This window comes from Pseudomonas sp. LS44 (genome assembly GCF_024730785.1).
Taxonomy (GTDB): domain Bacteria; phylum Pseudomonadota; class Gammaproteobacteria; order Pseudomonadales; family Pseudomonadaceae; genus Aquipseudomonas.
The window spans coordinates 4194625-4207622 of the sequence record NZ_CP102830.1 but is presented as its reverse complement, the minus strand read 5'-3'; the positions used below and the strand labels follow the sequence as shown (position 1 = coordinate 4207622).

At 65.3% G+C, this 12998-nt stretch carries 10 protein-coding genes; 5 read left to right on the top strand and 5 right to left on the bottom strand.

The features are described from left to right. Window positions 1-227: 227 nt before the first annotated feature. Window positions 228-611 (bottom strand): PaaI family thioesterase, encoded by a 384-nt coding sequence (locus NVV93_RS18880; protein ID WP_258252197.1) that lies wholly within the window; start codon window positions 609-611, stop codon window positions 228-230. Continuing rightward, window positions 611-2941: a Tex family protein gene (locus NVV93_RS18875; RefSeq protein ID WP_258254417.1), complete on the bottom strand. Its 2331-nt coding sequence runs from the start codon at window positions 2939-2941 to the stop codon at window positions 611-613. Before NVV93_RS18875 ends, NVV93_RS18880 begins: the two co-directional genes overlap by 1 nt. A gap of 275 nt (window positions 2942-3216) precedes the next feature. Here NVV93_RS18875 and ompR point away from each other — a divergent pair, with 275 nt between their 5' ends. Both ompR and NVV93_RS18865 read left to right on the top strand, forming a co-directional pair. Beyond that, window positions 3217-3948 carry a two-component system response regulator OmpR gene (gene ompR, locus NVV93_RS18870; RefSeq protein ID WP_258252196.1) on the top strand — a complete coding sequence of 244 codons (732 nt, stop codon included), beginning with the start codon at window positions 3217-3219 and terminating at the stop codon, window positions 3946-3948. Window positions 3949-4074: 126 nt separating this feature from the next. Next, complete coding sequence (locus tag NVV93_RS18865; protein ID WP_258252195.1) at window positions 4075-5388, top strand: ATP-binding protein; 1314 nt, start codon at window positions 4075-4077, stop codon at window positions 5386-5388. 156 nt (window positions 5389-5544) lie between these two features. Here NVV93_RS18865 and NVV93_RS18860 read toward each other — a convergent pair whose 3' ends face one another. Beyond that, on the bottom strand, window positions 5545-6537 hold the full coding sequence (locus tag NVV93_RS18860; protein WP_258252194.1) for an MBL fold metallo-hydrolase: 993 nt from the start codon (window positions 6535-6537) through the stop codon (window positions 5545-5547). Window positions 6538-6696: 159 nt separating this feature from the next. On the opposite strand from NVV93_RS18860, the gene NVV93_RS18855 reads away from it, so the two are divergent. The 3 genes from NVV93_RS18855 (at window position 6697) to NVV93_RS18845 (ending at window position 11492) form a co-directional block, all read left to right on the top strand. After that, window positions 6697-10482, top strand: coding sequence for an EAL domain-containing protein (locus tag NVV93_RS18855; RefSeq protein WP_258252193.1), 3786 nt, complete (start codon window positions 6697-6699; stop codon window positions 10480-10482). 63 nt (window positions 10483-10545) lie between these two features. Beyond that, a complete protein-coding gene (locus NVV93_RS18850) occupies window positions 10546-10710 on the top strand; it encodes a hypothetical protein (RefSeq protein ID WP_258252192.1) in 165 nt (54 codons plus the stop codon). Window positions 10711-10736: 26 nt separating this feature from the next. After that, window positions 10737-11492 (top strand): SapC family protein, encoded by a 756-nt coding sequence (locus tag NVV93_RS18845; RefSeq protein ID WP_258252191.1) that lies wholly within the window; start codon window positions 10737-10739, stop codon window positions 11490-11492. 183 nt (window positions 11493-11675) lie between these two features. Here the strand turns inward: NVV93_RS18845 and rimK are convergent, their stop codons facing one another. After that, window positions 11676-12581: a 30S ribosomal protein S6--L-glutamate ligase gene (rimK, locus tag NVV93_RS18840; RefSeq protein WP_258252190.1), complete on the bottom strand. Its 906-nt coding sequence runs from the start codon at window positions 12579-12581 to the stop codon at window positions 11676-11678. Further along, the gene (locus NVV93_RS18835; RefSeq protein WP_258254416.1) at window positions 12578-12985 is read right to left on the bottom strand and encodes an ATP-dependent zinc protease; all 408 of its coding nucleotides are present in this window, start codon (window positions 12983-12985) and stop codon (window positions 12578-12580) included. Before NVV93_RS18835 ends, rimK begins: the two co-directional genes overlap by 4 nt. Window positions 12986-12998: the final 13 nt, after the last annotated feature.

Genomic DNA, 12998 nt, shown 5'->3' with positions numbered 1-12998 from the left:
AGGCTGGTGAACCGCTCGGTTATCCGAGCACTGTAGATCGAGTTGAGCGTGGCGGCGCCTGAGTGCTGGCCATTGGCGTACTGCTTCGCGAGTACGCCCTGCCTGTTTGAGCATATGCCACGTGACTGCCTAGCCACCGCCACGCAGGATGCAGGGCGGGTCGGAGCGCCGGCCGCTCAGGAGCGTAGCGAACAGCCCGCCGTTGGCCGCCAGTACGCCGATCGAATTCAGATCCGCGAAAAAGTTGCCTGTGCCTTGGCGACCAGTTTTTCGCCCTGATAGGTATCCGCCTCGACCACCAGAGTGCGCTTGCCGGCATGCAGTACCCAGGCGCGGCAGACCAGTTCGCCGGCACTCACCGGGCGGATGTAGTTGATCTTGCTTTCCAGGGTGACGCTGACCGCTTCACCGCCGCTCAGGCTGTGGCAGGCCTGGCCCATGGCGGTGTCGATCAGTGAGAACAGCGCGCCACCATGCATTTTGCCGTGCACGTTGCCGAGGCCGTCGTGCATCTTCATGTGCACTTCGGCGCGGCCTTCTGCGGCGGAAACGATTTCCAGCCCGAGCAGGCGACTGAAGGCGCTGCCGGCGTTGGATTCTGGCGTATCCATCAGTTCTTCCTCATTTGCTTGGCGTTGGCGAACAACGAGGCCATGGCCGCGTTGGCGGGTGCCGGCTTGTCGGCCGGGGCATGCCGTTCGCTGCGCGGCGCGTTACCACGATTGCCACCACGCGGCCCTTCGACTTTCTCGCCGGGGGTGTCGCTCATGCGCATCGACAGGCCGATGCGCTGGCGGGCGATGTCGACTTCCATGACCTTGACCTTGACCACATCGCCGGCCTTGACCGCCTCGCGCGGGTCCTTGATGAACTTCTCCGACAGCGCCGAGATGTGCACCAGGCCGTCCTGGTGCACGCCGATGTCGACGAACGCGCCGAAGTTGGCGACGTTGGTCACCACACCTTCCAGCACCATGCCCGGCTTGAGGTCCTTGAGGGTCTCGACGCCATCCTGGAAGGCGGCGGTCTTGAACTCCGGACGCGGATCGCGGCTGGGTTTGTCGAGTTCGGTGAGGATGTCGGTGACGGTCGGCAGGCCGAAGCGCTCGTCGGTGAACTGCTTGGGATCGAGGCGCTTGAGGAAGCCCGAGTCGCCGAGCAGCGAGCGGATATCGCGGCTGGTATCGGCGGCGATGCGCTGCACCAGCGGATAGGTTTCCGGGTGCACTGCCGAGGCGTCCAGCGGGTTGTCGCCGTTCATCACGCGCAGGAAGCCGGCGGCCAGCTCGAAGGTCTTGTCGCCGAGGCGCGGGACTTTCTTCAGGGCGTCGCGGCTCTTGAACGCGCCGTGCTGATCGCGATGGGCGACGATGTTCTGCGCCAGCGTGCTGTTCAGGCCGGAGATGCGTGCCAGCAGCGCCGCCGAGGCAGTATTCACATCGACACCGACGGCGTTCACGCAGTCTTCGACCACCGCGTCCAGGCTGCGCGCCAGTTTCAGCTGGGAGACGTCATGCTGGTACTGGCCGACGCCGATGGCTTTCGGCTCGATCTTCACCAGTTCGGCCAGCGGGTCCTGCAGGCGGCGGGCGATGGAAACGGCGCCACGGATCGACACGTCGAGGTCGGGGAATTCCTTGGCGGCCAGCTCGGAGGCCGAATACACCGAGGCGCCGGCCTCGCTGACCATGATCTTGGTCATGTTCAGGCCCGGCAGTTTCTTGACCAGCTCGGCGGCCAGCTTGTCGGTTTCGCGGCTGGCGGTGCCGTTGCCGATGGCGATCAGGTCGACCGCATGCTTGGTGCACAGCTTGGCCAGAGTCGCGAGAGTGCCGTCCCAGTCGTTGCGCGGCGCGTGCGGGTAGACGGTGGCGGTGTCCAGTACTTTGCCGGTGGCGTCGACCACGGCGACCTTGCAGCCGGTGCGCAGGCCGGGGTCGAGGCCGAGGGTGGCGCGCGGGCCAGCCGGAGCGGCGAGCAGCAGGTCATGCAGGTTGCGGGCGAACACGCTGATCGCCTCGTCTTCGGCCTTCTCGCGCAATTCGCCGAACAGGTCGGTTTCCAGATGGCTGTAGAGCTTGACCTTCCAGGTCCAGCGCACCACTTCGCCGAGCCATTTGTCTGCGGCGCGAGCTTGGTCCTTGATGCCGAAGCGTTCGCCGATCATGCCTTCGCACGGATGCAGGGTGCCGGCGGTTTCCTCGCCGACCTTCAGCCCAGCGCTCAGCACGCCTTCGTTGCGGCCGCGGAAAATCGCCAGGGCGCGGTGCGACGGCACGTTCTTCAGCGGCTCGTCGTGCTCGAAGTAGTCGCTGAACTTTGCCCCTTCGGCTTCTTTACCCGCCACCAGGCGGGCGCTGAGGGTGGCGTAATCCTTGAGGAAGCCGCGCAGCTTGGCGAGCAGGCTGGCGTCTTCGGCGAAGCGCTCCATGAGAATGTACTTGGCGCCTTCGAGCACGGCCTTGATGTCGGCGAAGCCCTTTTCGGCATCGACGAAACGCGCCGCTTCGTTCTCGGGGCTCAGGTTCGGGTCGTTGAACAAACCATCGGCCAGTTCACCGAGGCCGGCTTCCAGGGCAATCTGGCCCTTGGTGCGGCGCTTCTGTTTATAGGGCAGGTACAGGTCTTCGAGGCGCGTCTTGGTGTCGGCGAGGTTGATTTCGCGGGTCAGTTCCGGGGTCAGCTTGCCCTGTTCCTCGATGCTGGTGAGGATCGCGGCGCGGCGCTCTTCCAGCTCGCGCAGGTAGCGCAGGCGCTCTTCGAGCAGGCGCAACTGGGTGTCGTCGAGGCTGCCGGTGACTTCTTTGCGGTAACGGGCGATGAAAGGTACGGTCGAACCCTCATCGAGCAGTGCCACGGCGGCGGCCACCTGTTGCGGCAGAACGCGGCCAGTGGGCAGCCCGGACAGTTCTTCGGCAATACGTTGGTTGATGCTGGCCATGACATTCGCTGACATATGACTACCTTGACACTGACAAAAGAAAGACAAGCCGCGCTTGCCACGATCAGGCTATTGATAACCATGATGCTCGGTTATCTGGGGTTACCCAGCCTGCAAAAGGGCCGGCATTATAACCAGCCCTTCCGCTGTCGCTCGCAAATGCGCCGGGCTGATGACCGGCGGCCGGGTATGGTGGGACAAATCTGCTAACGAATGCGCCGCCCGCGCCGTTTGGCGCCTGGGCCATAATGGCGAGTGATTTCCAAGGAGCCTGTATGAGCAGCATTGCCCCAGTTGAAGGCGAAAAAATTCTTATCGTGGATGACGATCCGGGCCTGCGTCGCCTGCTCGAGCGCTTCCTCGACGAACAGGGTTATCGGGTCCGCTCGGTGGAAAACGTCGAGCAGATGGACCGTCTGCTAGCTCGCGAGCTGTTCCAGTTGGTGGTCCTCGACCTGATGCTGCCGGGCGAGGATGGCCTGTCGGCATGCCGGCGGCTGCGCTCGACGAACAACCAGGTGCCGATCATCATGCTCACCGCCAAGGGCGACGAGAGCAGTCGTATCCAGGGCCTGGAACTCGGTGCCGACGATTACCTGGCCAAGCCCTTCAACCCGCGCGAGCTGTTGGCGCGGATCAAGGCCGTGCTGCGCCGCCAGGCCACCCCGGTACCCGGCGCGCCGGACAGCGAGGACGCGATGGTCAGCTTTGGCGACTATCAGCTGTACCTCGCCACCCGCGAGCTGAAGAAGGGCGAAGAAACGCACATGCTCACCACTGGCGAATTCGCCGTGCTCAAGGCCCTGGTCCAGCACGCCCGTGAGCCGCTGACCCGCGACAAGTTGATGAATCTCGCCCGCGGTCGCGAGTGGGATGCCCTGGAGCGCTCCATCGATGTGCAGATCTCACGCCTGCGCCGGCTGATCGAACCCGATCCGTCGAAGCCGCGCTATATCCAGACGGTCTGGGGCGTCGGTTATGTGTTCGTGCCCGATGGCAGCAAATAAGTCGTAGGGTGGGTTAGCCGAAGGCGTAACCCACCAAAGGTGTTCAAGTCTGGCGTCCCTCCGGGCCGTACGGTGGGTTACGCCGCTGCGCGGCTAACCCACCCTGCATTCACCTGTGATCGCGTTATGAAAACCCCAGTCTGGTTCCCGCAAAGCTTCTTCGCCCGCACCCTCTGGCTGGTGCTGATCGTCGTGCTGTTTTCCAAGGCGCTGACCCTGGTTTATCTGCTGATGAACGAAGACGTGTTGGTCGACCGCCAGTACAGCCACGGCGCGGCGCTGACCCTGCGCGCCTACTGGGCGACCCACGCCGAATCGCGCGAGGAAGTGGCCAAGGCCGCTGGCCTGCGCTGGCGCGCCGATAACGAGGCGCCGGCGGGCGAGTACCACTGGCCATACACCGACGTGTTCCAACGACAGATGCGCATGGAGCTGGGCCCGGACACCGAGGTGCGCCTGCGCGTCCACCAGCCGTCGGCGTTGTGGGTGCGCGCGCCGAGCCTTGGCGCAGGCTGGGTCGAGGTGCCGCTGTACCCGCACCCGCTGCGCGGGCAGAAAATCTGGAGCGTGCTCGGCTGGTTCCTGGCCATCGGCGTGCTGTCCACCGCAGCGGCGTGGATTTTCGTACGCCAACTCAGCGCGCCGCTCAAACGCCTGGTGTTCGCCGCCCGCGGCCTCGGCCAGGGCCGCAGCGTGCGCCTGCCGATCAGCGACACGCCGAGCGAGATGACCGAGGTCTACCGCGCCTTCAACCAGATGGCCGAAGACGTCGAACAGGCCGCCCGCGAGCGCGAACTGATGCTCGCCGGGGTCTCCCATGACTTGCGCACGCCGCTGACTCGCCTGCGCCTGTCGCTCGAGCTGCTCGACAATGATTCCGAACTGACCGACGACATGGTCCGCGACATCGAAGACATGGACTCGATTCTCGACCAGTTCCTCGCCTTTATTCGTGATGGCCGCGACGAGCGGGTCGAGGAGGCCGACCTGACCGATCTGGTCTGCGAGGTGGTGGCGCCGTTCAACCAGGGCGAATCCCGCGTGCGCCTGTGCGTGGAGCCGATGCCGGCCATGCCGCTGCGCCGCGTGTCGATCAAGCGGATGCTCAACAATCTGATCGAAAACGCCCTCAACCATGGTGGTTCATCGGTGGAGGTGGCTGCTTCGGTGGCCGCCGACAGCAGCGCGCCCTACGTGGTGCTCAGCGTCCTGGATCGCGGCGCGGGTCTCGATCCGGCCGAGCTGGAGAACATCTTCAATCCGTTTATCCGCGGTGATAAGGCGCGTGGCGGACGCGGTACCGGGTTGGGGCTGGCGATCGTCAAGCGCATCGCCGCCCAGCATGGCGGCAGCGTCGAGTTGCGCAACCGCGCCGGCGGCGGACTGGAAGCGCGGGTGTGCCTGCCGCTGGGCTTGCTGCTGCCGCGCGACGCTGCCTAGCAGGCCGCTGAAAAACTACCTGCGTTGCCGATACGGCGTTAAAAACGGCCTCGCGTGCGAGCCCAGTCAAAATGCTCATTTACAACACGTAAACTGCGCTTTTTCGGCCGTTTTTGCCTTGTCTCGGCTGCCTCGCCTACATTTTTCAACAGCCTGCTAGCGTGGCGGCGCGGGGAGCGGCACTTCGGCGAACGGTACGGGCATCACTGCTCGGCCGTCGGCCGGCAGGTGGCTGCGGGTAGCGGCGACGATGCCCTGTTCGTCGAGCAAGCGCAGTGCCTGCGGTTGCTGCGGATCACTGCCGAAGAAGTCCTCCCAGTGGCCGAGCACCGCCAGGCGCGGTCGCAGCAAACGCAGCAGCGCGTTCGGATAGCCAGGCACCTGATTCCACGAGCCGACGCAGAGGATTGCCACGTCGACCCGTTTGGCGTCCGGCAGCAGCGGTGGGAAGCCCAGCGGCGGGGTACTGGCGGCGTCCTGGTAGTGCAAGCGGTAGACCGGCCGGCCCTGTGTGTCGAGCAGGTCCACCAGGAAGGCCAGCGTCTGGCCTTCCTTCCAGCCCCAGATACTGGCGGGCAGTGCCTTGAGGTCGTGCGTGTAGCTGCCGCCGAGGAACTTGAGGCCGGCGATGTGCGGCGCGTGCTCGCTCTCGATGGCCATGACGCGGAAGCGCTTGTGGGGCGAATCGAACCATCGGCCGGGCGTCAGGCCCCGGGCCATGTCGGTCTCGGCGTCGACGATGCGTGAGCGTGGGATCACCGCAGCGAGGATGTGGCCCATGGTCTTCGAGCCGTAGACCTTCGCTTGCGGCGCGTGCTTGAGCAGCACGCGTGGCACGTCGAGCAGGTGATCGTAGTGGGCATGGCCGACCAGCAGCATGCCGGCGTCGGCTGCCGGCGGCATCAGCGCATCGATCCGTGCGTCGTCGGCGACCACCCGTAGCGGCGGCAGGCCGAGCGTCGCCGGGTTGCTGAACGATGGCGCGAACAGCAGGGCTTCGCCGCGCCAGCGCAGCAGGTAGCCGCCGACGCCGAGGTATTGCAGCTTCGGCGCTGCGACCGCGGTCTCGCGCCACAGCGGCAGGCCGCCGGGGTCGCGAGCGCAGCCGGCGAGCAAGAGCAGGCTCAGGACGATGTGCAGGCGCAGCATGGCGGCGCTCCTGGAGAGTGGTCGTCGACCCTACGGCAAGCCTGCCGGACAGTCGCCAAACCTAAGACGGGTGGCTCCGCGTCAGTCCGTCGCGAGCGCTCAAGGATGTTCGCGCGGATCATGTCCTATGCTGATCCGGCAGAATGACAAGAGGTCAGCATGCTCGCCGTTCACGACCGACGACCCAAATGGACTTGGTGGCTGCCCCTGCCGTTGCTCCATCTCGCTTCCTGGCTCTCCTATCTCACCCAGCAGATCGATGGGATCGCCCTCTGGTATCTGCCGTTCGCCCTCGGCTTGGTGTTCGTGCTCTGGTGGGGGCCGCGGGTGCTTCCGGCGGTCTATCTGAACGCCCTGGTGTGCGTGCCGCTGTGGAATCTGCCGTGGGCCTGGGCGCCGCTTTACGCACTGCCGGAAACCTTGGCTATCGGTGTCGCCTGGCTGTTGCTGCGGCGCGACGACTTCGATGTCGCCTTGCCGAATATCAACCAACTGCTGCGCTTCATCCTGCTCGGCGGGCTGGTCCCGGTGACCCTGCTGGCGCTGGGCTTGCAAGCCACCCTGCTGCTCAGTGGCCATCTGCAGGTCGACAACTGGGCGCCGGTCAGTCTCAGCCAGTGGCTGCTCGATAGTCTGATTATTCTGGTGGTGGCGCCGCCACTGCTTACCTACGGCACCCTGTGGTTGCGCCAGCCCGGCTGGGTGGCGACCCCGCCGGGCGGCAGCCGGCTACCGCTGGCCGAGCCGTTGCGCTGCCTGCCGCCCTGGCCGCTGCTGCTGGTACTGTTGGTGGGCCTGCCGGGGCTGCTCAACGTGCTGCCGCTGCCGTTCGCGCTGCCGCTGATGGGCCTGGTGCTGCTCGGCCTGGCTTTGCGCTGGGGCTTGCCGGGCGCGTTCTGTGGAGCCGCGTTGAGCGGCTTGGCCCTGTCCACCTTGACCCTGGTGCCGTCGGCAATGCATGAGCTGATCGGCCTCGCCCCGCAAATCAGTGCGCTGCATGTCAGCGTGCTGCTGTTGCTGTTCGCCGCCCTGCTGGTCGGCCGCAGCCTCAGCGATCTGCGCATGGCCTTAGGTCGCGGCGTCGATGTCCAGCAGCAACTGGCGCTGGCCAATGTGGCGCTGGAGGCCAGCCCAACCGGCGTGAGCATCGCCGATGCGCGGCAGGCGGATCTGCCGTTGATCTACTGCAACGCGGCGTTCGAGCGCATCAGCGGTTACACCCGCGAGGAAATTCTCGGCCAGAACTGCCGCTTCCTGCAGGGCCGGGACCGCAATCAGAGCGAGCTGCAGCGTCTGCGCAGCGCCTTGCAGCAGGGCGAGTCGTGTCAGGTGGTGCTGCGCAACTATCGCAAGAACGGCAGCCTGTTCTGGAACGAGATCATCCTCGCGCCGATGCGTGACGGACAGGGCATCAGTCATTTCGTCGCCCTGCAGCATGATGTCAGCGCGCGGGAAACCCAGGGCGTGGAACTGGCCAAGCGCCGCGAGGAGCTGCTGCGCCAGACCCATCTGCTGGCGCAGACCGAAGCGATCGCCGACATCGGCGGCTGGGTTCTGAATCTGCGCGATTCCAGCATGTTCTGGAGCGAGGGCTGCTTCCGTATTTTTGAGCTCGACCCCTCCGGGGTGACGCCGAGCCTGGAGCAGACCTTGCGCTATTTCGACGACGAAAACCGCCGGCAATTCGAGCAGGCGTTGGCGCGCACCCTGGAGCACGATGCGCCGTTCGACCTCGAACTGCGCCTGCTCAGCGCCCGTGGCAACAGTCGCTACGTGCGCATCAAGGGTCTAGCCGAGCGTGATGGTGACCAGGCGATTCGCCTCTACGGCGCGTTGCAGGATCTCAGCATGCGCAAGCGCGCCGAGGAGCAATTGCGCGAGCGTGACGAATGGTTGCGGCTGTTCTTCGAGGCGCCGCTGATCGGCATGGCGATGATCGACCCGCAGCGCCTGTGGCTGGAGGTCAACACCAAGCTCTGCCAGGTGTTGGGTCGTAGCCGCGACGAATTGTGCGGTTCGACCTGGTCGGCGATCACTCACGCTGACGACCTGGCGCTTGAAGAGCCGCTGTTCGAAGCGGTGAAAGCCGGCACGCGCGAAGATTACGAAGTGGAAAAACGCTTTCTGCGTGCCGACGCCAGCGTGGTCTACACCCGCCTGAGTCTGCGCGCGGTGCGCGATGCGCAGGGCTGCCTGGAAGCCTGTCTGGTGTTGGTCGAGGACATCACCGCGCGGCGCGATGCCGAAGCGCGCTATCGCACCCTGGTCGAGCACGCCCCGGAAGCGATCCTGATGTTCGACACCCAGCGCGGCATCGTCGAGGCCAACGAGAACGCCGTGCGCCTGCTCGGCCTGCCGCGCGGGCAGCTGATCGGTCGCATGCCGACCAGCTTCAGCCCGCTGTTGCAGCCCGACGGGCGCCCCTCGCTGGAAGTCGCGCGCGCCTATGCGCGCGCCGCCCTGGAGGGCGAGACGCCGGTGTTCGAGTGGCTGATGCGCGACGCCGCCGGCCGCCAGCGTCCCTGCGAGGTGCGTCTGGTACGTCTGCCCGGCGGCGAGCGGCCGCTGGTGCGCCTCAGCGTCACCGACATTTCCGAGCGCCAGCGCTACCAGCGCGAAATCGAGCGCCTGGCCTTCAGCGATGAGCTCACCGGCTTGCCCAACCGCCGCCTGCTGCTTGATCGTCTGCAACAGGCCATGGCTCGCGAGCATCGCGAAAGCAGTTTTGGCGCGCTGCTGTTCATCGACCTCGACCACTTCAAGACCGTCAACGACAGCCTCGGCCATCCGGTCGGCGATGCGCTGCTACGCGAGGTGACCGCGCGCCTGGCCGGCTGTCTGCGCGCCGAGGACACCCTGGCGCGGCTCGGTGGCGACGAGTTCGTGGTGCTTCTCGAGGCCCTCGGCGACAGCCCGGCGGCCGCCGGCGAGCATGCCGCGGAAGTCGGCGAGAAGCTGCTCGCCAGCCTGCTCGGCAGCTACCAGATCGACCAGCACGAACTGTCGGTCAGCGCCAGCATCGGCATCGCCCTGCACCCGCTCGGCACCCAGGGCGCCGCTGACGTGCTCAAGCAGGCCGACACCGCGATGTACCGCGCCAAGCACGGCGGACGCAACGCGCTGCACTTCTTCGCCCCGGAGATGCAGGCAGTGATCGACCAGCGCCTACTGCTGCAGAGCGAATTGCGCCAGGCTATGGCGCGCGGCCAGCTGCACCTGGTGTTCCAGCCGCAACTGGCGCTGGCCAGCGGCGAAGTGGCCGGCGCCGAAGTACTGCTGCGCTGGCGGCACCCGGAACGCGGCGAGATTCCGCCCAGCCAGTTCATTCCGCTGGCCGAGGACACCGGGCTGATCCAGGAACTCGGCGCCTGGGTGCTGGAGAATGCCTGCACGGTACTGGCGCGCTGGCACGCGCAGTGGCCGCAGCTGGTCCTGGCGGTCAACCTCAGCCCGCGCGAGCTGCGCCAGACGGGGCTGGTGGCGCGCGTCAGCGACTGCCTGCAGCGCCATCGCCTGCCGGCCAGCGTGCTGGAACTGGAGATCACCGAAGGCGTGCTGCTTGAGGACGTCGACCAGTGCATCGCCGCGATGCACGCGCTCAAGGCCCTCGGCGTGCGCTTCGCCATCGACGATTTCGGTACCGGCTATTCCTCGCTGACTTACCTCAAGCGCCTGCCGCTGGACCGCCTGAAGATCGACCGCAGCTTCATCAGCGACCTGGAGAATGAAGGCAGCGGCCGCATGTTGGTGGAGACCATCCTGGTGATCGCCCGCAACCTCGGTCTCGAGTGCATCGCCGAAGGCGTGGAGAACCACGCCCAGGCCGAACACCTGCGCCTGCATGACTGCGCCCTGGGGCAGGGCTACTACTTCGGCGAGCCGATGGATGAGGCGACGTTCGCCGGTTGGCTGGGTGCCTACCAGCGCACCTCGACGCACGTCTGAGGCAGGCGTGCGGATGGCAACGAACACTGGCAACCCTTCATCTTTTTCGATTACGGTCGGGCCATGGAGTTGGGCACCGCCGACGTCGATCTGCAAAGCGTTGGCGTCGGCCTCAACTTCGACTGGGGCCGGCATGTGAGCCTCAGCCTGATTGCCGCGAACACACTTAAAGATGTGGTGCCGGACCAGGACAGCGGCCAGGTTCTGGCGCAATTGATCATTCGTTAAAAAAACAAAACTCCGGGGAGACGGGAATGACCACGATGTTGTTGTACAAGGAAATCAAGGCGCTCAATCGTGACGAGCACAAGAACCTCAAGCTCAAAGCCGCCGAGAACTGCGCTTTCGCCGCGCAGACGCATCTGGTGCCGCTGGCCGGGCTGGAGTTCTTCCAGGCCGCGCGGCATTACCCAATCGTGTTCATCGGCCAGGGCGAACAGCTGATGCCGATCGCCTTGCTCGGTCTGAAGGAAGGCCACAACGCCTACCTCGACGCTGCTCAGCAATGGCAAGCGAATACCTACGTGCCGGCGTTCGTGCGGCGCTATCCGTTCGTGCTCGCCCAGGATGCCAGCCAGAATTTCACCGTCTGCTTCGACGCCGCCTACAGCGGCTGGAACGAGGAAGCCGGTCGCCAACTGTTCACCGACGAAGGCGAGAACAGCGCCTACCTCAACGAGATGATCCAGTTCCTGCAGAATTTCACCCACGAGATGGAGCGTACCCGTCTGCTGGTGTCGACTCTCAACGAGCTGGGACTGCTCACCCCGCGCAACCTGCAACTGACCCATGCGAATGGCGAAAGCTTCGTGCTGCGTGATTTCCAGGCGATCGACGAGGCCAAGTTCGCCGCACTGTCCGACGAGCAGGTGCTGAGCCTGCACAAGAGCGGCTTCCTCGGCTGGATCTATGCGCACCTGATGTCGCTGGGCAACGCCAACCAGCTGTTCGAGCGCTTCATCAACAATAAGCCGGCGGATGCGCAAGTGGCGGACGAAACCCGCCACTGAGCACGCCGCCAATAAAAAGCCCCGCACCTGCGGGGCTTTTTATTGGCTATGACCAGTGAAGTGTTGCACCTCGTTTTTGTAGGGCGGGTTAGCCGCGTAGCGGCGTAACCCGCCAGGCGGCAGCACCCCGAACACCCGCATCCAGCCTGGGCGGTGGGTTACACCCACCCTACGAATCAAGGTTTAGCCCTTGCCCTTGGTGCGGGTCAGGCCGTGCTCGGCGTTCTTCTCCAGGTATTCGATGATGATGCTGGCGACGTCCTTGCCGGTGGTCACCTCGATGCCTTCCAGGCCTGGTGAGGAATTCACCTCCATCACCAGCGGGCCGTGATTGGAACGCAGGATATCCACCCCCGCCACCGACAGGCCCATCACCCGCGCGGCGCGGAGCGCGGTCATGCGTTCTTCCGGGGTGATCTTGATCAGGCTGGCGGTGCCGCCGCGGTGCAGGTTGGAGCGGAACTCGCCGGGTTTGGCCTGGCGCTTCATCGAGGCGATCACCTTGTCGCCGACCACGAAGCAGCGGATATCGGCACCGCCGGCTTCCTTGATGTACTCCTGGACCATGATGTCCTGCTTGAGACCCATGAACGCCTCGATCACCGATTCGGCGGCTTTCTCGGTCTCGCACAACACCACGCCGATGCCCTGGGTGCCCTCCAGCACCTTGATCACCAGCGGCGCGCCGTTGACCATCTGGATCAGGTCGGGCACATCGTCTGGCGAGTGGGCGAAGCCGGTCACCGGCAGGCCAATGCCCTTGCGCGATAGCAGCTGCAGCGAGCGCAGCTTGTCGCGCGAGCGGCTGATCGCCACCGACTCGTTGAGCGGGAATACGCCCTGCATCTCGAACTGGCGCAGCACCGCGCAGCCATAGAAGGTCACCGAGGCGCCGATCCGTGGGATCACCGCGTCGAAGCCCTCCAGCGGGCGGCCGCGGTAATGGATCTGCGGCTTGTGGCTGGCGATGTTCATGTAGGCGCGCAGGGTGTCGATCACCACCATCTCGTGACCGCGTTGCTCGCCGGCTTCGACCAGACGGCGGGTGGAGTACAGACGCGGGTTGCGCGACAGCACAGCAATCTTCATGCAGCACCTGTGATGGGGGAAGAGGGGAGAAGCGGTTTGTCTTGGACGTAGGTCAACGCCGGGTTGACCACCAGTTGGCCATGCACCAGCGCCTTGGAACCGAGCAGTACGCGATAACGCATGGTCTTGCGACAGGCCAGGGTGAACTCCACTTGCCAGCTACGATCGCCCAGGGTCAACAAAGTGCGAATCACATAGCGGCTCTGCGCCTGGCCGTTGGAGCTGCGGATGTTTTTCTGCGTGACCAGCGGCGCCTCGCAGCGATGCCGGCGCTGCACCAGCGTGCCGAGGTGGGCGGTGAAGCGCACCCATTCTCCGCCATCGCGCTGAAAGGTCTGGATTTCGCTGGCATGCAGGGTCGAGGTGCTGGCGCCGGTGTCGATCTTGGCGCGCAGACCGACCATGCCGAGGTCCGGC